The sequence below is a fragment of the Variovorax sp. MHTC-1 genome (assembly GCF_003984645.1).
GTDB lineage: Bacteria > Pseudomonadota > Gammaproteobacteria > Burkholderiales > Burkholderiaceae_C > Variovorax.
The window spans coordinates 16,134-35,253 of sequence record NZ_RWKI01000031.1 but is presented as its reverse complement, the minus strand read 5'-3'; the positions used below and the strand labels follow the sequence as shown (position 1 = coordinate 35,253).

Genomic DNA, 19,120 nt, shown 5'->3' with positions numbered 1-19,120 from the left:
GCCCATACCGGCTGTCCAGCTTCCCCCGTAGCTGACATTCGTCGAGGGCCCCATCGACTCACACTTGGCCAAGCGCAACTAAGAATTTGGCGCGTTGGCGTTCAGTAAGCCCAGGACTCCGACCTGACTTCCAGAGCTCGACGAGCGAGACCGCGTTTGGAAGAGCTTCAAGAACGGGAATACCGAAAAGTCGCAGGCGGTTCAGGATGTCGTCCGCCGCTTCAAGAGCCTGCTCGGGAGTTTCTGGCTTCCACCAAAGGTCTTGGTTTTCTGGGCATAGAACGCCGAGACGTTGCATCCAGTGGCCGCCTGGAATCGATGGCTTGGTGGCCTCCCGGACATCCGGATACACAAGTTCAGGAACGAAGATGCCCAAGTTGACCGTGAAGACGGCCTGCGCGGAAGTGCTGTGACGCGAACCCTGCACCTCGACAAGATGAACGACGTCCTTCAACTCACGCGAGAAAAGACCTGCCTTCTTGCGATAGCCGAGCGGATGAAGGAACTGTTTCAGCGCATCGAGCGTAGGCGTCTTGAGATTTGTCATGAATGCCCGGAGTTGGCCGCATTTTGCCGGTGGCCGCCGTCGGTCTCAGGCCGCCACGCCGGAAACCGCTCGAAGAACAGCGTTCCAGTGCTCGCCCAGGTTTCCCTTTGAGAGGTAGGCGGAGAGCGGGTGGGCGGTGCGGGCGAGCGTCACGTTTGCGAGTTCTGGCACCAGTTCGCGCCACGTGGCCTCGCTGCGAACCAGCACAAATTGGGACCTCATCTGCAGTTGATGGAGCACCAGCTTGCGAGCGAAAGCGCGGGAGGGCAGCCGCAAGCCGGTATCAAACGACGCTGACGCCCATGGACACAACTGGAGCGTCAGCACGTTGTTGCTGACGTGCTGGTCGCCCAGCGCCTCACGCAGTTCTCGTAAGCGGTCCCAGGCCCACTTCCCATAGCCAGCCCTGTAGGCGGGCGCAAGGCTCTGAAGAGGCCAGCCTTCTGTGACAGGCGGCGGGTGGTTGAAGGGATAGCCGAGCGACGTGTCGTATCCCGGGTTCGCCAAGAGCCATGTCAATGGCGCGCCAATGCGACCTTCGTACGGCATAGGCGCAATCTCCGTTCGCAGGCGACTGCGCGCATCAGGGGCCCTTCGCGCGTTGTATGTCTCGATGAATGGCAAGTCCGCGCTGAAATCGAACTCGAATCCTGGTGGGGTCATGGTCTCTATCCAGCAACCTTCATCGTACGACCGCTCATGGCCGATTCTGTTGAAAAACTCGATTGCTCACCACCCGAGCTGCCGCAGTCGAAAATCGGCCTCTCAGAATCGCCCAGGAGACGCGAACGACGAGTGGCTAAGGGGTTAACGACCCCCAGAAACGGCCTCACTGGACGCCACAGCGAGTTTTTCAACAGAATCGGCCGTCAGCCGTCGATCAGTGGTGCGAACCCACCGAAAGAGTGACAACCCGATCGCATACGCAAATCGACCTGCCGGTTGCACGCCGCGGCCGTCGAAACCCCAGCCGAACGCAACTACGGCCGTGCCAGATTCGACGCCCGCTTACGCTTGGGCAGCAAGTTCCCTACTACGCCTACGCCGGCCTACCATAAAGTGCAGGCATCAACGCGTGATCTCGCAAGGCGCCTCCCCCGTGGGATATAGTCGGGCAATTCACAATCACAAGTAATGACGGCAACCGGGGCCGCATTGAACTACCGGCCATCGGCAAAGCTCGGAGCCTGCAATTCGGACAATGAACAGTGTTAATTCCATGACGGGAACGGTGGCTCGCGTCGCATTGCTGATCAGGGTCCTGGCGGAGTCTGAGGGTGACTCCTCGGTAGCCCAGGTTAGCGAGAGGATGAATCTGCCGACTTCGACAGCCCATCGGCTTCTCGGTTTGCTCGTTGATACAGGACTTGCGGAGCGAGGCGCGCGGTCAGGCACTTACCGGCTGAGCCTAGAATTTATGCGCTTGAGCGGGTTGGTCGTCGCACGGACCGATGTGACCAGCATTGCGGAAACGTTCCTGCAAGAGGTCGCGGATGCCACTGGCGAGACGTGCGCGTTCAACCTCTATCTGCCATCCGAAGGGATGGGAATGATTGCGAAGGTCGTCCATGGTCGACATCCACTGAGGTATGAAACGCAAGTGTTCAAAATCAGCCCCCTGACATTTGGGGCGACCGGTCGTGCAGTGCTTGCGTTCCTGCCGGGCGAAACCATAAAGAAAATCCTGGAAAGGAACGACATTTCACCCGTCACGGGGTTGCCGCTCTCGGACTCTCCCGCCTTGCAAGGCGAACTTGAGGAGATTCGGCGAAGGGGTTATGTAATCACCAAGGGGCAGCGCATCCAGGGTGCGGTCGGCATGGGCGCGCCGGTGTTCAAGGGCCCGGGGCTCGTAGTAGGCGCGATGTGCATCAGTATGCCGGAGACTCGATTCGAGGATTCGAAAGAGGAGGAGCTGGCGAGCATCCTGGTCGATCAGGCTCGCAAGATGAGCGGAGTGTTGGGAGCCCACGGAAACGCTCCACATCGTAAGCGCTGAATCGGGCTTAGAGACTTAACGCAATGGGTTGCGGCGCGCAACCAGTATCGTGCGATCGAGTTCACAGACGATCTCGTCGCGTTGATTGAGCCCCCACTGCCTCAACTGCAGCAACCCACCTCCACATGGTGACGCCGCAACAGACCGGACCTCGGAGAAGGCTGTGATGGTGTCTCCAATGAAGACCGGCGCGGGCAGCCTCCAGCGATCCAAGGTAACTTCTCGAATGACGCTCGCGCCGAATTCCTGGCTTGCCAACCCTGCAACGAGTGAAACAGTCACGACTCCTGCGACCAGGCGTGTACGAAATTCCGTCTCTCTCATAGCCGCCTCATTGAAGTGCGCCTGAGAGGTATTCATCGAGAGCAGTGAAAAAAGCGTATTGTCCGTCTCTGTGACGGTGCGCCCCCTGCGGTGCGCAATGCGCTGCCCTGGATGTAAGTCCTCGAAGAACACCGCCTGCGTCATGCTGCCATACTTTCCAGATGGGCCCTTGTGGGGATCTTGTTGACCCGCTCAAAAGTCAACAAGGGGTCTCCGTGTTCGTTCGTGGCGCGGGTCTGCCAGCAAACAACCCCATACCTCTCGTCGCTCTTCGATTTGCGTGCGGAAAGCACCGTGCTGATCACTCGCATTGTGACTCCTGGGTAGGCGTCCCGTTCAAAGGACAGCCTGTCCACGCCCAAGAACGCTCCGCCCCTTTCGCTGAGGTCTGCAACCGTCAGTCCGAATGCGATCGAAAACAACAGATACGGGTGAAGCGGAAGGGCGCTGTAACCGTGATGGGCGGCAAGCTGCCGATTCGTGTAGATAGGCGCTTGATGCAGCAAGGTGCAGTAGAGGACAGTATCTGCCTCGGTGACTGTGCGGCCGCACCCATGACGAATGACATGGCCAACCTTGAAATCATCGAAGGCCTGGGCCTGATAGATGCTTGGGAAACTCTTCAAGTCCGTGGGCGTCATCTTCATATTCACCAGGTGCAAGCACTGTTTTCCTTCAGCCGGGCGATCTCTTGATCGCCCAACCCCAGTTCCTTCAAGACCTCATTGGTATGTTGGCCGATACGTGGCGGATTCCGGCGGAGGCCGAGGCGCTTGCTGGCGAGTGTCAACGGAAGTAGCGCGGTCTTGACGACCTTACTTTCGCCGTCCAGCACGAGCTGCGAAACCAACCCGCCCGATGCGTTCAGGTGCACATCGTCGAGTAACTCGTCGGGTCTGCGGATCGGGGCATAAGGAAGGCCGGAACGATCCATCAGGATAGAGATCTCTTCGGCATCGCGTGTCGACAGGCGTTGCTTGAGAATCTCCAGCAGCGCGTCGCGTTGCTCAAGGCGCTGACTCAACGCAAGATATCTTTCGTCTTCGAGCAGATCGTCGAACCCTAGAGCCTTGCAGAACTTGACCCACTGCGGATCACTCACTGCACCCAGGAATATTTGCTCGCCGTTCGCAACGGTGAAGACGTCATACACCGTCCAAGGAGTGTCCCGCATCGGCAGTGGTGCCGCCGGCGTGCCTGTGACGGCAAACTGCATCATGTGCTGGGCGACGAGAAAAACGTTATTTTCAAAGAGGCCGGATTGCACCTCGAAGCCGCGGCCAGTCGTCCTGCGTTGAATGATGGCGCTCAAGACGCCCATAGCCGCAAACATTCCGCCCATGATGTCGTTGACGCTTGCGCCAGCGCGAAGGGGGTCGCCGGGCCTACCGGTCATGTAGGCCAAGCCGCCCATCATCTGGACGACCTCATCAAGGGCGGTCCGCTTTTCGTAAGGTCCTGGCAGGAATCCCTTACACGACGCGTAGATCAGCTTTGGATTTTCCGGACTCAGCGACGCGTAGTCCAGACCGTACTTGTGCATGGTGTCGGGCTTGAAATTTTCGACGACGACGTCGGCCTCCTTGCAAAGGTCCCTGGCAATCCTCGCACCGTCTATGTGATGGAGATCAAGCGCGATGGATCTTTTGTTCCGGTTGAACAAGGGGTAGAAGCCAGCACCGGCACCCTGGTACTGCCGGGTCCTGTCGCCTTCGAGTGGTTCCACGCGTATTACGTCGGCCCCCAGATCAGCAAGGGCCAGACCGCAGACAGGGCCCATGACGAGATGCGTGAACTCGACGACGCGGACTCCTTGCAACGGCAAAGCATCCTCTGTTGCGCTGCAACGTGATTCTTGTTTGGTCATATGTTGTGTCCCCGGCACCAACTCATGTGCGTTCGAAGGCATCTTGTCGGACGGCCGCGGAACGTAGGTAGGTGGTCACGACTGGACAGTTGAATCCCAGTAAACGGGATGGTATTTCATTGATCGGGATGAAGTTTACCTGTTCTCCGCCGCATGTCAACGATTGACAACGGGGTGAAGACGTGAAAGTATCCCGATAATCGAAATATCATCCCGATTGGCGAGATTACGAAGAGTCCAGTCAGCTACTCATTTCCTAGGGGACAAAAGATGCTCAAAGCTTCATTGACGCGACGAAAATTCGTCGCTGCAACCATGATCGCGGTTGCGAGTGGTAAAACAATCGCGCAATCGAATCACGTTCGGTTCATCATGCCGAACGCTACTGGGTCGGCAGTTGACGGCGTAATGCGCCTCGCACAAAAGCATCTCTCGACTGCTTTCGCTGCCCCAGTCGTCGTGGAAAACATGCCGGGCGCTGGCGGGATCGTGGGCCTTCAGGCGCTTGCGCGGGCTGCGCCGGACGGCAATACGCTGTCTCTGCTTTCGAGCAACGTCGTGATCCTGCCCAGCGTGATGAAGTCGATGCCATTCAAAATTCCGGAGGACTTCACGCCTATCGCGATCGTTGGCGACGGCGCGCTGGTACTTGTCGTTAATCCGAAAAAGGTCGAAGCGACAAACAGCCAGGAGTTCATGGCCTTGCTGCGAAAGCGGAAGGGCGAATTGAATTACGGGTCAGGAGGAAGCGGGACGACCTTGCACCTGGCCTCGGAGTTGTACTTGAGCACAGCCGAGGCGAATGCCAAACACATCCCCTACAAGGGCGTCGGCCCGATGGTCACCGACCTCTTGAGTGGAGCGATCGACTTTGCGAGCCCATCCCTGCTCAGCGTACTTCCCCATATTCGCAGCGGCGCTTTGCGTGCCATTGGCTTGTATAGCCCCGAGCGGGTTTCGGCTGCGCCAGAAATTGCCACGCTGGCTGAGCAAAACTCCCCCGGGCTCAAGTTCGATGGTTGGCTGGCCGTCGTGGGTCCTAAAAGCATGTCCGCCAGCGCGATCGCGAAAGCACACTCCGCCGTGGCCTACGCATTCAAACAGCCGGATGTGGTCGCCGCGATGGATGCCAGCGGTATCAGCATCAGGATCACCACCCCCGCGCAGGCGACGGAGGAATTCATCCGGGGCAAGGAAAAGACCGCGATTTTGGTCAAGAAAATCGGCCTCGAGCCCCAATAGCCCACCCTTTCCGAGGCACAAAATTCAGCTGTTCTTAAGGCATTTCATCCATGACAGAGTCCAAGAGTTTCAACATCACGCGCACTGGCACTCGGCAACACCGCATCGCGGTGATCGATGGGCCGAACATGTCCTATCTGGGGAAAAGAAACAGGAGAATGTACGGCGAGATCGACTCGCTGGACAGCCTCAAACAGTACGTGGCGAACTTCGGCAACCAGCTAGGTGTCGAGACTGAGAGCTTCTCTTCGAATTTCGAAGGCGCCATCCTCGAATACATTCACGAAGCAGCGGCGCGCGTCGACGCATTTGTCATTAATCCCGCTGGCTTGACAACGACCGGGCAAGCGGTTCGCCAGATCCTCCAGGAGATAGGCAAGCCGGTTGCAGAGGTGCACTTCTCCAACATTTCAGCAAGTGCGTCGTCCGCACGCGGACCGTCGGTGGGAGCGGGCGAGTCCCTGTTCACACCGACTGCCACGGGCCTCTGCATGGGCTTTCGACAATATAGCTATCTGGCTGCGATCCTTGCCGTGACTTTTTCGCTGGATGATCAGGAGTTCCAGGCATCTCTTCGCCCCTGAAAGGTCGCATGCCCTCGAATAAGCGAATCAACGGAGGAAAAGCAGTGGTCGGGCTGCACTCCGCGTTTTTCGATGGCTCGATGTTCTCCGAGCTGGAGAGGCATTTGGCCCCATGTTCCATTGATGCGCCCACGTATCGTGGTCAGAATGGAGTTCGAAAAGGCGAACAGCCCATCACGCTCCAACTGCTCGCTGAGGATTTCGTTGCCTACATCGAGTCGACGTATCGTGGTGTTCCCTTGAGGTTCATAGGTAGCTCGATGGGTGCCTTCGTCGGGATCCTTGCGGCAACAGCGAGGCCGGAGCTGTTCGATTCACTTGTCCTGGTTGGCACTACCCATCAACCCGAAGCCAATCCGGGAGGACATGAGGGGCTGATCAAGAAGCTTCGGTGCGGGCGGGGCGCCGAAGTTGCTCCACTGATCGCAGGTGCCATGTTCGGTGCTTCAACGCTCAAGGGGCAGCCTGAGCTTGTAGATCGTTGGAGCGCCGAGTTCAACAACGCTGGCTCCGAGATGATAGATACCGTGCTTGCCATCCAGTCGCGGCCCGACATGAGAGCCGCGTTCTCCAGCATTCGCGCGCCGGTCTTGGTGTTAGCTGGCACCGAAGACAAAATTCGCCCCCCGAGGGATTCCGCATCAATGGCAGTTGATCGACCTGGGACCTTGTTCTCTTGTATCGCCGACGCCGGCCATACTCCGATCGTGGAACAGCCTTCTTTGGTTGCGCGCATCGTTCTCGGTTGGTGGCGGTCGATGGACACTTCCGGGTAAAAAAAGCTGGCGCCGTTGATCTGAACAGATTCCGAACGCAGGCGTGCAGGTACACCTCCTCGCAATTGGTTCGAGCGCACCCGCTCGATGAACACGCTGTCGCGCCAGCAGCCCCGCACCTGACCACGCGTGCGTCAACACCGCCTTCGCGGTAAAGCGCGAGCCCCGCAAGCCAAGCGCGCGGCAATCGTAATGAGCCATATCGCAATGCAGTTTCAGCGCTCCCGCAGGCGTCGCATGGACGTCCCAACCCCTGGTTGACAACGTGCCCAACCCCATGCCAAACTCCCGTTTAATGGGATCGCATACCGATAAACGGGATAAACCTCACGCGGAGACAAAGTTATGTCGATTGCAGCAAGACTTTCCTGGGGCCTCCGAGTGATCGGCCTCGCATGCACTGCCCTCCTGCCCTTCACGGTACAGGCGCAGGCTTTTCCTGATCGTGCAGTGACGCTCGTCGTGGCGTACGGCGCGGGATCGCCAGCCGACATCACGGCTCGCGCCTTGGCCGACGACTTGGCAGTGGTACTCAAACAACCAGTAATTGTCGAGAACAGGGTGGGGGGTAATCAGATCGTTGCCGCCTCTTCAATTGCGCGCGCACCTGCGAACGGGTACTCGATCTTTCTCGCGGTCCTTCCGTCAGTGACCGCGCCTTCGTTGCAGGCGACCTTGCCATACAAGGCCATGGCCGACTTCGCGCCGATCGCGAAGGTATCAACCATCCTGGGCATGCTTGGAATCGCTCCGGACGTGCCCGCGAACAATCTGAAAGAGTTCATCGAACTGCTGCGGGCGAACCCTGGGAAGTATTCGTATGGGAGCTCAGGCATCGGCAGCGCGATGCATCTGTTCACAGAAAAATTCAACGCTGACATCGGTGCGAAGTCCATTCATGTGCCTTATAGGTCCGTTCAGCCAGTGCTGACGGACCTGATGGGCAACCGCGTCAGCTACAGCTTCATGCCCGCAAGCTTCATGGAGTTTGCCAAGGCCGGGAAGATTAAGGCGCTCGGTTTCAGCGGGCTAAAGGGCGATCCCGACCATCCCACGCTTCCCACCATCGACGCTGCTGGTCTTAAGGGATTTGAAGCGGTGATTTCGTACGTGGTAGTCACCACGAAGGGCACCCCCCCGGCGGTGATTGCGCGACTTAACGGCGCAATCAACACAGTGACCGCTACACCGGCGTTCGCAAAGAAGGTGATGCCTTTGGGAGGCGTCCAGGTCGGTCCACCCATGACACCCGCTGAGACGGGTGAACTGATCGCGAAGGAAGAAGCGCGCTGGAATGCGCTCGTGAAGACCCAGAACATTCCTCTTGAGTGATATCGAGTCCGATGTCAAATGAAAAGCAATTTTCGAAAGATGTTCCATGTCACAAACTTCGCTGAATGTCGCGCGCGAACCGGGCATCGTGACCTTGACGCTGGACGGTCCTTCGAACGCCAACAGACTCACACCTGAAGCGCTGAAGGAACTCGTTCGCCTAGTGAACGACCTGGAGAAGGATGAAGCAACTCAGGTCGTGATCATCACCGGCTCAGGAAAGGAATTTTTCTCTGCCGGAGTTCTAAGCCCCGCTATCAGAACCGAGCTCTCGAAAGAAGAAATCGTCGAGATGATCAAATGGGGAAACAAACTTTTCGACCAGATAGAGGCACTTCCACAGGTCGTCATCGCAGCACTGAACGGCGAGGCTCGCGCTGGCGCGGCAGAGCTCTCCTTGGCATGTGACATCAGGATCGCGTCTGACAATGGCTCGTTCTGCCTGCCGGAAGCTGTGTGGGGCGGGTTCCCGGGCGGAGGCGGACCAGTCCGCCTGCCGGATATTGTGGGCCGCGCGCGTGCCTTGGACATCATATGCACCGGACGTCGCGTCACTGCCGCTGAAATGGAAAGGATCGGGCTCGTTCTGGCCGTCCATCCTTTCGATCAACTGATGCCGCAGGTTCACAACTTCGCGAAGCAGATCATCGCTAACGGGCCGCTGGCCATCCGTGGCGCCAAACGCATTGTCAATGCGCGCATCAACTCTGGATTTGCAACGGCACGCCTGTTGTCGGACGCGCTCAGATCAGCTGTTGAGTTCAGCCAGGATGTGGCAGAGGCAACCGCCGCGAGCCAGGAAGGCCGGCCGCCGCGCTTCACCGGGCGGTAAGCCTTTAACGATACACCTCCGATCGTCACCACTCCATGATCAGCACACCAGCATCCAGTCCTACCCAGGCACTGCTTCATGAGAACGCCCTTGCACAAGAGGCTCAGACCCTTTTCGCTTGCTCTCACTGCACCAGCTGTGGATACAACAACTTTCCCAGTTCGGATGTCTGCCCTCGTTGCTGGTCGAATGACGTTCAAGTGATGAAATTGTCACCGACCGGCGTTCTGTACAGTTTCTCCTCGATGCGGATCGAGGACGTCAAGCATTTCGTCGGCTATATCGACTTGCCGGAAGACGTTCGAGTTTTCGGCCGGCTGACTGGCAGCGAGCTGCAGAATCCGGTTTGCGGAATGCCCGTCAAGCTCGCCGCGGTGCAGCCACCAGGCAGCGGTCCGTGCTTCGTGTTCGCCTCGGCGAGCCAGGAGGCCTGATGGATCGTCCTGTCTACGTCCTGGGTACCGGCATCCAGAAGTTTGGTCGGTTCACCCATCTGACTCACAAGCAGTTTGCGGGCCCGGCCGTCCTGGAGGCTCTCAAGGAAAGCAAGCTATCCCACAAACAGATCGACGTAGCCTATGCATCGTCTCTCTTTGGCGGTTCCATGATTGGCCAACAGATCCTGGGCCAACTCGGACTCACTGGGATCCCGATCATCAACGTTGAAAACGCGTGTTCAAGCAGCGCTGTCGGCGTTCATGAGGCGGCAGCTCGGATTGCTGCCGGTCGCGCAGAAGCGGCAGTCGTCATCGGTGTTGACATGCTTACGAAGCTCGGCGGAGGTGCGCTGCCGCTGAATCGGGAAGACTGGGATGCGATCAATGGACTGAGCATGCCGGTGCTATACGCGATGCGGGCACAGCGCTACATCCATGAATTTGGGCTCAAGGCAACTGACCTCTCGGAGGTGACGGTGAAGGCCAGAGCCCACGGTGCGCGCAACCCTCTAGCGCAATTCCAGAAGCCCGTGACACTGGAAGAGGTCAACTCCTCACGCGAGGTCGCGGACCCCTTTCGTCTCCTGCATTGCTGCCCTACGGGCGACGGCGCAGCGGCGGTAGTGCTCGGCTCGGAGCGGCTGCTGAAGGCGCTCGGCAGCGGTCTACGTCCCGTTCAGGTCGCCGGGGCGGCGCTGCACTCCGGGAAATATCACCCCGGACCCTACTCCATGACGACATCCCACGTATCGACGCAATCTGCGAAGGAGGTATACGAATCCGCAGGCGTTTCCCCGGAGGACATCGATGTTGCGGAGATTCACGATTCCTTTGCCATCGCAGAACTGATGTACTACGAAGCTTTCCAGTTCTGCAAACCTGGCGAAGCACTTGCGTTGCTTCGCAGCGGAGCGACTTCACTGGGGGGGAGACAGGTGGTCAACCCGTCCGGAGGCCTCATGTCACGCGGCCATCCAGTTGCAGCCAGCGGCGTCGCGCAGATTGCCGAAATCACACGCCAGCTTCAAGGGAGAAGCGGCGCGCACCAGGTCAAAGATGCCCGTCTGGGTATCGCACACGTCACCGGCGGGGGCGTCTCCAACTTCGAACATGGCGCATGCGCCGTAACCCTTTTGAAGAGTTAGTCTCCATGACCACATCCTCCGGACCTCTTGCCGGCGTCCGCATTGCCGACTTCACGTCGTTTCTCTCAGGGCCGTTCGCGACTCAAATCCTTGGCGATCTTGGCGCCGAGGTGATCAAGATTGAACCGCCGGAAGGAGACATGTCGCGCGCCGTGCCACCCCGTTTCGTCGATGGTTCGAGCACCTACTTCGGGAGCGCCAACCGCAACAAGTTGTCCGTCGTTCTTGACCTCAAGAGTCCCGAGGGCCAGGCCGCAGCCAGGCGCATCATCGATGGAGCCGATGCGGTGGTGGAGAATTTCAGACCCGGCAAGCTCGCCTTGCTTGGCCTAGACGAGCAGACGGCCCGTGCCCGCAAACCTTCGCTCGTTTGGGCCAGCATCTCCGGCTTCGGTCAGGACGGTCCGCTGCGCGATCGTCCGGCTTACGACATGATCGTGCAAGCTATGTCTGGGGTGATGAGCCTGACCGGCGACCCGGCGGGCCAACCGGTTCGCGCGGGGATCCCCGTTGGCGACCTGTGCGCGGGCTTGTATGCGGTGATCGGCCTACTTTCTGCCTTGCTGGAGGCGAGGCAGACGGGAGTTGGGCGCACGGTAGATGTGTCCATGCTGGATGTGCAAGTGGCCATGCTTTCGTACCATGCAGCCAGCTACTTGCAGGGCGGGCCGTTGCCCGGACTGCAAGGAAGCGCGCACGACTCGATTCCAAGCTACCGGTGCTTTCGCAGCGGCGACGGTACGGTGCTTGCGGTCACCGCGAATACTCAAGGCATGTTCCGCAATCTTGTGGCAGTTTTGGAGTTGCCGGAGCTTGCGGACGACCCACGCTTCAGGGACTTCAAGGTCAGGTATGCCAACTTCCAGGAACTGGTCGGAATTCTCGATGCGGCATTCTTGCGCCGACCTGGAGCCGAATTGCTGGAAGCTTTGATCGAGGCGCAGGTGCCGGCAGCAATCGTCGATGATCTTCAGGGGGTGTTCAAGAACCCGCAAGTCATCCAGCGCGGAATGCGACTCGATGTCCATGGCTCGGAGGATGGCCAGACTATCGCGGTACCAGGCGACCCCTTGCGATTTACGCCTCCCGGCCGGACCAAACACAAGTTTCCTCCCCGTCTGGGCGAGCACAATGAAGAAGTACTGGGTCAGTCATGAACCAACGTTCCTTGAACCTCTCTGCGGGGACAACGACAGTCCATGAATGGGGATCAGCTAAGGATGACCCTATTCCCTTTGTCATGTTGCACTCTCTGGGCCTTGATGGGTCCTCGTTTCGCTGGCTGGCCGCCGCGATGTCGCGCCGAAAGCCTTCCTGGATTCTGGCTCCCGATCTAAGGGGACACGGCGCCTTCGCTTGCGACGAACACTCGGTTTCCCTCACTGGAATGGCCCAGGATGTCGTTGAAATGCTGGATGCGATGGGCATCACGAAGGCACGACTCCTGGGCGCCTCGATGGGCTCGTTCGTTGCACGAATGGCGGCATCCACGGATCCGGCTCGCTGGACGAGCGTTGCGCTGGTGGCAGGCGGGCCTTCGGCCTTCCCATCATTGGCGGATCGCGGCGCACCCGCATTGGCCGGTGGCATGCAGGCAGTTGAAGCCGAAACTCTCAAGCGCTGGTTTTCTGAAGCCGATATCAAGAGCGACCATGAATGTGTGCGGTATGCCCGTGAGAAGCTGTTGGCGATGCGCCCGGCGGACTGGGCGGCGAGCTGGCGCGCAATGGCATCTTTCCCGGCAATACCGCCGTTGAACGAGGAACTGCCGTCCATCTGCATCGGAGGCGATCTGGACGCGTCCGCCACGCCTGCGCTCATGCACGATATGAAGCGTGTCGCCCGCGTGCGAATTGGTCCCATCTTCATACCGGATGCTCACCACATGCTTCCCCTTTCCAAAGCAGAAGCGCTGTCCGAGATCCTTGCGGCCCGCGAAACTTCACCTTCCACAAGCAGCCCCGATCAGGGCTGACCTGCAGCCTGCGGCGTACCAGACGGGGCCACTTCGTATTTGGAGAACGGGAGGCTGCGCAACGGGAAGCTCTTCATCCTCGCGACGAAACCTAGACTCGCAAGATATGGAGAGATACCCATGACCCACCTCGAACTTCCCGGCCGCATTCTCTTTCTTTGCAATGACGCAGAAAAGGTGCGAGCCCAGTTGTCCGGCACGAACTTGAGCCTCAGCGATGCGGGGCAACTGCGCAATGACATCTCGACCGACGAGATAACCCCGGGCCCATCTTTGGTCCACGTCGATGAGCAGTTGGGGCGGCACGTCTACACAGGTTTCAGCGCCGGAGACGCCCGACCCATCATCAAGGATGCCGCGCTCGCGGGAAAATTTTCAGTCACCATTGGTGGTCGACGGTATGGCAAAGGCTCCTCGCGTGAGCATAGTCCAGTGGCCGAGCGATATGCGGGGATTCGCTTGGTTATCGCCGAAAGCTTCGAGCGCATCTACCGCCAGAACGCTGACAACGTCGGCCTCTATACCTCAACGGATTTTGGTCTGATCGAGCGCATCCAGCGTGGCGAGCGAATCGAGGTCGAAGAACTGCTTGCGCCGCGGGACAAGTTGGCGGCCTCCATCTTGCGCATGGGCGGGCTGCTCCTCTATGGGCGCGAGCACTTGAAATCGGTGCGACGCAGCCACGTGTTAAAGGACGATCACCGACCTTTGACGCTCACGCAAAAGATACTGGCGCGAAACGTGGTTGAAACCGATCACACCAGTGGCGAGCTGATTCCAGGCCAAGGCGCGTTCGTCCGCGCGGACTGGCGTTACATCATCGAGGTCTATACCGGAATGGCGGCTCACATGATGCATGCCGCCTTTGGTCGGCCGTTGAAGCTCGTTGACGTCCCCTCCATCATCGGATTCGCCGAGCACGCTTCGTATATCAGCCGGCATCCCAAATACGTTCATCCCGGTAAACCTCCGGTGGGCATGAGAGTCATGCACGAAGTCCACGAAGAGTTCCTGAAGGAGTATGGCATTCGCTCACACGGCTACCTGCCGGGCCCCGGCGGATCCGAGGGCATCTGCCATCCCCTCATGGCAGAGCGATATGCGCTACCTGGCCAAGTATTGGTGGGAACTGATTCCCACACGCCTCATTCGGGAGCGCTTGGCTGTTTGGCCTTCGGAGTGGGCACCACCGACATGGCCAGCGCCATGCTGACAGGCGCAGTGCGCATCACGGTGCCCGAGACGCTGCGCATTGAGTTCAATGGCGAGGTGCCGGCAGGCATCACCGGCAAGGACCTCGCATTGAACCTGCTCGCGCATCCCAAGATTCGAGGAGGACTCGGGCTCGGAAAGGTGTTCGAGTTCTCCGGCACGAGCATGCGCCATTTGTCGATCGACGAGCGAACGACGTTGACAAACATGGTGGCAGAACTCGGCGGGTTCGCGGGGCTTGTCGAGCCCGACGACAAGACGTGCGAATTCCTGCGTGAAAGACGCGGCATCGACTTTGCCATCGAGCCCTGGATGAAGAGTGACCCTGGGGCGAGCTATTCGGACACCATCGTTGTCGAGACGGCGCTACTGTCCCCCATGGTTGCCGCGCCGGGCGATCCCGGAAACGGAGTCCCACTGTCCAGTCTGCCCGAACGGCCGAAAATCGATATTGCCTTTGCGGGGTCCTGTACAGGCGGGAAGCGCGAAGACTTCGATGGCTATCATGCCGTCTTGTCTTGGGCAGCCGACCGCGGCATGAGGGTGGCAGAGGGCGTTGAGTTCTACCTTCAGTTCGGCACGATGGCAGTCCGCGACTACTGCGAGGCCAAAGGCTATTCGGAGACCTTTCAGCGGGTCGGCGCAACGGTTCTTCTGCCCGACTGCGGAGCCTGTGCCAACTCCGGACCGGGAGCGTCGCTGAGGCCCGACCAGGTCACGGTGAGCGCGCAGAACCGCAACTTCCCCGGTCGCTCTGGTCCGGGTCAGATCTGGCTCGCCAGTCCGCCTACCGTGGCGGCAAGTGCGATCGGCGGCGAGTTGATGTCTTTTGCCGAACTCAAGTCGCGTTTCGATGAGCAAGCCATCGGCGCGGAGAAGGCAGGCCTTCCGCTGGAGAGGTGATGAAGAGCAACGCTTTAGCCGGTGCGCTCGCCGGCTAAAGGTGCTTGAGTTACTGCAAAGTGCTCAATCCAGCTTGATCGCCATTGGCTTGACGATGCTTTCCCAGAAGGCCACCTGATCGCGACTGAACGCAGCCAGCTCGGAGCCGGTCTTGAGGAAAACCTGAGCGCCGATGGTTTCGAACTTTGCCTTGGCTTCCGGCGACTCAAGAGATAACTGCGCGGCCTGCGCCAGTCGCGTCACCGCGGCCTCGGGTGTGCCTGCCGGAACGGCAATAGCAAACCAGAGGGAGATGGGGACATTCTTAATCTCGAGTTCATCGAGCGTGGGTACGGCAGGCAGTTGCGACAGTCGCTTCTCCGTGGCGACTGCGAGGATCTTGATTCGTCCGGACTCGGCGAAGGATCTCGCAGAGCCGAAGTCGACCAACGCAGCCCCGATTGTTCCAGTCGACAGGTCCGTCAGAATGCTGCCCATTCCCCGATAGGGCACGTGCAGCATTTTCGTGCCGGTCCGCGTCTGCAGCAGTTCCATTCCCACGTGCAAAGGCGATCCGAGGCCGGGTGAGCCGTAGCTGATCTTTCCTGGGTTGGCCTTCGAGGACTGGATGAAATCCTGGAAATTCTTGTTTGGGCTGTCGCCAGGCACCGCCAGTACGAGCGGAATGCGCACGAGCGTGGCGACGAGTTTCAGGTCTTTGGGTCCGGCAAAGGCCAGCTTGCTGAAAACCAGATGCGCGGTCGCGAAGAGTGAGTTATCGACCGTCCCGAGGGTATAGCCATCCGGGGCGGCCTGGACGACGTAACCGGTCCCGATGGTACCTGCGGCGCCCGCGCGGTTGTCCACAACGATCGGCTGGTTCAGCGCAGTGGCCATCCCGGCGGACACGATCCGCGTCACGGCATCCATCCCGCCGCCCGCCGGGACCGGGACCACCCACTTGATCGGCTTGTCGGGGTATGTGGCGGTCTGCGCCCAGGTGTCCGCTGCAACCATCGCGAACATGGCGCTGCACAGTGCCATCGACATGGTCTTCGTTACGGCACGGCGGCCGGGCTGGGTCTTCGAATGATTCAAGGTTGTCTCCTGCAGTACCTGTGTTGCGGATGGAAGGGCACTTACCGTTAATCCTAATTTCGCCCACTGCCGTCACGTTGGTCATTCATCAACTGGCCATTCGCGAAAGGAGAAGCGCACATGACACGAACGACGCTAGACTTTGCGGCGTTACATGGAAGACCCTTTCAGACACCCTATCAAGCTCGACTTTCACGGCGAGCACCTGTCACGACCGGAAAGTGTCCTGGTGACGGGCAATGGCCGGGTGTTCGTGTCGGATCATGAAGCCGGTGTGCTCGAGTTGGGTTGCCCTCGTCGCCCTCTGGTCGGCGCGCCGAAGGACTTTGTGCCTAACGGCTTTGCGCTCCTGAAAAGCGGCGAGTTTCTGATCGCCAACCTGGGTGGAGAAGGAGGCGTCTGGAAGTTGGACGCATCACGCAGGGCCTCGCCATTCCTGATGGAAGTGGAGCGACAAAGCATGAGGAACACCAATTTCGTCATGCTGGATCACAAGGGCCGGCTCTGGATCACCGTCTGCACCCGTCAAACGCCCAGGGAGCTGGCATTCGACAGACGCATAGCCGACGGCTACGTTGCAGTCGTTGACGAGCAGGGAGCACGTGTCGTTGCCGATGAATTGGCGTTCGCGAACGAGTGCCGCATTCACCCTAGCGGCGAGTGGCTCTACGTGAACGAGTCGGTTGGGCGCCGGCTCGTGCGGTTCAAGATTCATGAGGTATCGGGCCGCGTGACCCTGGGTACCAAGGAATGCGTCTGTGAATTCGGCGACGGAGACTTCCCGGACGGGCTTGCTTTCGACTCCCTTGGCGGCGCCTGGGTCGCGTGCGTCATCTCCAACCGCGTGGTCCGCATCTCGCCTGGCGGGGAGAAGCAGGTCATGCTGGACGACTCGGACCCTGAACTCAATGCACGTGCCGAAGCCGACTACGAAAAGTTCGGTGTCGAAAAATCCGTATTCGAGATGGGGATGAGCCGTGGACTTCGAAACGTGTGCAGTGTCGCCTTCGGAGGAGCCGACCTGCGCACCGTTTACCTTGGATCGCTCGGTGGTGACCGCCTGGCAAGCTTCCGCTCCAAAATTGGAGGCCACCAGCTTGCGCATTGGCAGTTCGGCGGTTGAGGGTGCGCGCGGGTCGCGCTCTACCGAGAATTTCCGGTGTCGGTGAGAAACGTGGTCAGCGCCGTCAGCGCGACGGAGTGGGGGCGCGCCGCCAGTGTGAGGATGCACAGATCCCGCTCCGCCCACTTGTCCACGATAGGAACCGAGCGGACCCGCTCCGCGTCTTCATAGGGCCAGACCATTCCCGACGGTTGTATCGATACGCCGAGGCCGGCGCGGACGAGACTGCGTGCGGCTTCGCCGGAAGCGACTCGATATTTGGGCTGGTATTTAATACTCAGCTGTGCCGCCGCGCTTTCAAGGAGCCGCGTCGTGCCGCTCTTCGCGCCGCCGCCGATGAGATCGGTTCCGAGCAGTTCCAGAAACGTCAGTTTCTCCGCATTGGCGAGAGGATGCAGCACGCTAACCACCGCCACGAGGCGGTCCGTGCGATAGGGCTGGATAGAGAGCTTGGGGGAGGGGTCGAGTGGCGGGGCACAGATTCCAACGTCCGCAATACCGGACGTCACAGCGTGTTCGACATCAGCTGAATTTCCCTCGTCGATGTCCAGCGTCACTGACGGAAAGTTGCGACTAAACGTGCCCAGATCCTCGGCAAGGTATTCAACGAGCGCGGACGCGTTGGCCCAGAGTCGCACGTGTCCCTGAACACCCACGACGAAATCGCCAAGTTCATGGTGGAGGTCATCGATGGCGGCCAGGATGCGCTTCACGTGTGAATCGACTATTGCGCCTGCCGCTGTCAGGCGGGTTCCCTTCGGGTCGCGGTACATCAGCCTGAAGCCGAGCGTATCCTCCAACTGCTGAATTCGCTTCGTGACGGCCGAAGGAGCGATTGACTCGCGGACAGCAGCCCGTCCGATATTTCGCTCTTCGGTAATCGAGGCAAACAAGCGCAACGTCATGAGATCCAATTTTCGGATCCACGTCCCAACGTTCATGGGAACCGGTCGCACTCGATCAACCTTGGCGTCATTGGACATCTCTGCTCCCGTCACAGCTGCATTAGGTGGTGTTCGCGCGAACAAGGTCGAGCGAAGGAACGCTGAGATGACTATTCTGAACCTGCCAGGCCGTGTGCTCTCGATGGTGGATGATCCCGGTCTGATGTGAAGGCAACTGGTTGGCGAAGTTGCAGGTGAGTCGGCATCATTTGAGGAACTTCAGGGACGTGTCGGCATCCTGACAGCCGAGAGCCCTTAACCTGCGACGTACTTGGCGGTAGCCGCGATGGCATCCGCCACCTGGATACTCGATTCCGTCAGGCCGGGAGGCAAAACAATGATTCCGTCCTCGTCCGCGACAAGACGCGCACCGGGAGTGAAGGTGATCCCGCCGAAGTGGATCGGGACATCCATTTCTCCCCTGCCGCCGATAGTCGCGCGGCGCGGAACCGTTCCGAGCGCCTTGACGCCGATTTCCATATCATCAATCTCGACCCGATCCCGGATCGCCCCGTTGACGACCACGCCGGCCCAGCCGTTGCGTGCCGCCAAGCCGGCCATGATATCTCCGAACAACGCGCGCCATCCCGCTTCCGCGCCATCGATGACGAGCACCTGATCATCTCCCCGCTGGTTGATCAGGTCGCGCAGGACATTGATGCCCTGCGAGTAGCGCGCCGTGCGGATGTTGCCGGCGAATGCGCGTTTCCTGCCGAATCCTATGAAGGGCAGCTCACAGGCTTGCGCTTCGTCGCAGGCGTCGCATAGATCCGTTGTCTTGTATTCCATCCGCAAATGGTA

Annotated in this window: 20 protein-coding genes and 1 pseudogene; 13 read left to right on the top strand and 8 right to left on the bottom strand. The window is 59.5% G+C overall.

Features of this window, described 5'->3' with window-relative positions; genetic code table 11:
* Positions 1 to 58: 58 nt before the first annotated feature.
* Together EJI01_RS26380 and EJI01_RS26375 are read right to left on the bottom strand one after the other, a co-directional pair.
* Positions 59 to 547 carry a DUF4304 domain-containing protein gene (locus EJI01_RS26380; RefSeq protein WP_126840081.1) on the bottom strand — a complete coding sequence of 163 codons (489 nt, stop codon included), beginning with the start codon at positions 545 to 547 and terminating at the stop codon, positions 59 to 61.
* Positions 548 to 592: 45 nt separating this feature from the next.
* Positions 593 to 1,210: a hypothetical protein gene (locus tag EJI01_RS26375; protein ID WP_126840080.1), complete on the bottom strand. Its 618-nt coding sequence runs from the start codon at positions 1,208 to 1,210 to the stop codon at positions 593 to 595.
* A 538-nt stretch (positions 1,211 to 1,748) separates the two neighbouring features.
* Between EJI01_RS26375 and EJI01_RS29745 the strand changes: the two are divergent.
* Both EJI01_RS29745 and EJI01_RS26370 read left to right on the top strand, forming a co-directional pair.
* Positions 1,749 to 1,916, top strand: a pseudogene (locus EJI01_RS29745) (helix-turn-helix domain-containing protein); the annotation flags it as partial.
* A 54-nt stretch (positions 1,917 to 1,970) separates the two neighbouring features.
* Positions 1,971 to 2,546: an IclR family transcriptional regulator gene (locus EJI01_RS26370; protein WP_260602695.1), complete on the top strand. Its 576-nt coding sequence runs from the start codon at positions 1,971 to 1,973 to the stop codon at positions 2,544 to 2,546.
* Positions 2,547 to 2,561: 15 nt separating this feature from the next.
* Here the strand turns inward: EJI01_RS26370 and EJI01_RS26365 are convergent, their stop codons facing one another.
* The 3 genes from EJI01_RS26365 to EJI01_RS26355 are packed head-to-tail and all read right to left on the bottom strand — an operon-like array spanning position 2,562 to position 4,737.
* Positions 2,562 to 3,014, bottom strand: coding sequence for a MaoC family dehydratase (locus EJI01_RS26365; RefSeq protein ID WP_126840078.1), 453 nt, complete (start codon positions 3,012 to 3,014; stop codon positions 2,562 to 2,564).
* Positions 3,011 to 3,511 carry a MaoC family dehydratase gene (locus EJI01_RS26360; RefSeq protein WP_221885719.1) on the bottom strand — a complete coding sequence of 167 codons (501 nt, stop codon included), beginning with the start codon at positions 3,509 to 3,511 and terminating at the stop codon, positions 3,011 to 3,013. The genes EJI01_RS26365 and EJI01_RS26360 overlap by 4 nt, the downstream gene beginning before the upstream one ends.
* A gap of 8 nt (positions 3,512 to 3,519) precedes the next feature.
* The gene (locus EJI01_RS26355; protein ID WP_126840076.1) at positions 3,520 to 4,737 is read right to left on the bottom strand and encodes a CaiB/BaiF CoA transferase family protein; all 1,218 of its coding nucleotides are present in this window, start codon (positions 4,735 to 4,737) and stop codon (positions 3,520 to 3,522) included.
* Between the two features lie 270 nt (positions 4,738 to 5,007).
* Between EJI01_RS26355 and EJI01_RS26350 the strand changes: the two genes are divergently transcribed.
* The 10 genes from EJI01_RS26350 to EJI01_RS26305 all read left to right on the top strand — a co-directional run bounded on the left by EJI01_RS26350 (position 5,008) and on the right by EJI01_RS26305 (position 15,175).
* Entirely contained in the window at positions 5,008 to 5,979 is a 972-nt protein-coding gene (locus tag EJI01_RS26350) for a Bug family tripartite tricarboxylate transporter substrate binding protein (RefSeq protein WP_126840075.1), read from the top strand.
* Between the two features lie 50 nt (positions 5,980 to 6,029).
* The gene (locus EJI01_RS26345; RefSeq protein WP_126840074.1) at positions 6,030 to 6,563 is read left to right on the top strand and encodes a type II 3-dehydroquinate dehydratase; all 534 of its coding nucleotides are present in this window, start codon (positions 6,030 to 6,032) and stop codon (positions 6,561 to 6,563) included.
* Between the two features lie 44 nt (positions 6,564 to 6,607).
* Complete coding sequence (locus EJI01_RS26340; RefSeq protein WP_185879072.1) at positions 6,608 to 7,339, top strand: alpha/beta fold hydrolase; 732 nt, start codon at positions 6,608 to 6,610, stop codon at positions 7,337 to 7,339.
* 345 nt (positions 7,340 to 7,684) lie between these two features.
* Positions 7,685 to 8,671: a Bug family tripartite tricarboxylate transporter substrate binding protein gene (locus tag EJI01_RS26335; RefSeq protein ID WP_126840072.1), complete on the top strand. Its 987-nt coding sequence runs from the start codon at positions 7,685 to 7,687 to the stop codon at positions 8,669 to 8,671.
* A gap of 46 nt (positions 8,672 to 8,717) precedes the next feature.
* On the top strand, positions 8,718 to 9,503 hold the full coding sequence (locus EJI01_RS26330) for an enoyl-CoA hydratase/isomerase family protein (protein WP_126840071.1): 786 nt from the start codon (positions 8,718 to 8,720) through the stop codon (positions 9,501 to 9,503).
* Between the two features lie 203 nt (positions 9,504 to 9,706).
* Positions 9,707 to 9,937 carry an OB-fold domain-containing protein gene (locus EJI01_RS28940; protein WP_185879071.1) on the top strand — a complete coding sequence of 77 codons (231 nt, stop codon included), beginning with the start codon at positions 9,707 to 9,709 and terminating at the stop codon, positions 9,935 to 9,937.
* The gene (locus EJI01_RS26320; RefSeq protein ID WP_126840069.1) at positions 9,937 to 11,085 is read left to right on the top strand and encodes a thiolase family protein; all 1,149 of its coding nucleotides are present in this window, start codon (positions 9,937 to 9,939) and stop codon (positions 11,083 to 11,085) included. Before EJI01_RS28940 ends, EJI01_RS26320 begins: the two co-directional genes overlap by 1 nt.
* Positions 11,086 to 11,090: 5 nt before the next feature.
* A complete protein-coding gene (locus tag EJI01_RS26315) occupies positions 11,091 to 12,242 on the top strand; it encodes a CaiB/BaiF CoA-transferase family protein (protein WP_185879070.1) in 1,152 nt (383 codons plus the stop codon).
* Positions 12,239 to 13,060: an alpha/beta fold hydrolase gene (locus EJI01_RS26310; RefSeq protein WP_126840067.1), complete on the top strand. Its 822-nt coding sequence runs from the start codon at positions 12,239 to 12,241 to the stop codon at positions 13,058 to 13,060. The genes EJI01_RS26315 and EJI01_RS26310 overlap by 4 nt, the downstream gene beginning before the upstream one ends.
* A gap of 120 nt (positions 13,061 to 13,180) precedes the next feature.
* The gene (locus tag EJI01_RS26305) at positions 13,181 to 15,175 is read left to right on the top strand and encodes an aconitase family protein (RefSeq protein ID WP_126840066.1); all 1,995 of its coding nucleotides are present in this window, start codon (positions 13,181 to 13,183) and stop codon (positions 15,173 to 15,175) included.
* A 63-nt stretch (positions 15,176 to 15,238) separates the two neighbouring features.
* Here the strand turns inward: EJI01_RS26305 and EJI01_RS26300 are convergent, their stop codons facing one another.
* The gene (locus tag EJI01_RS26300; RefSeq protein WP_126840065.1) at positions 15,239 to 16,252 is read right to left on the bottom strand and encodes a Bug family tripartite tricarboxylate transporter substrate binding protein; all 1,014 of its coding nucleotides are present in this window, start codon (positions 16,250 to 16,252) and stop codon (positions 15,239 to 15,241) included.
* A gap of 154 nt (positions 16,253 to 16,406) precedes the next feature.
* Between EJI01_RS26300 and EJI01_RS26295 the strand changes: the two genes are divergently transcribed.
* Complete coding sequence (locus tag EJI01_RS26295) at positions 16,407 to 17,375, top strand: SMP-30/gluconolactonase/LRE family protein (protein ID WP_126840064.1); 969 nt, start codon at positions 16,407 to 16,409, stop codon at positions 17,373 to 17,375.
* A gap of 20 nt (positions 17,376 to 17,395) precedes the next feature.
* Here EJI01_RS26295 and EJI01_RS26290 read toward each other — a convergent pair whose 3' ends face one another.
* Together EJI01_RS26290 and rraA are read right to left on the bottom strand one after the other, a co-directional pair.
* Entirely contained in the window at positions 17,396 to 18,358 is a 963-nt protein-coding gene (locus EJI01_RS26290) for a LysR family transcriptional regulator (RefSeq protein WP_126840063.1), read from the bottom strand.
* A gap of 216 nt (positions 18,359 to 18,574) precedes the next feature.
* The gene (gene rraA, locus EJI01_RS26285; protein ID WP_126840062.1) at positions 18,575 to 19,108 is read right to left on the bottom strand and encodes a ribonuclease E activity regulator RraA; all 534 of its coding nucleotides are present in this window, start codon (positions 19,106 to 19,108) and stop codon (positions 18,575 to 18,577) included.
* Positions 19,109 to 19,120: the final 12 nt, after the last annotated feature.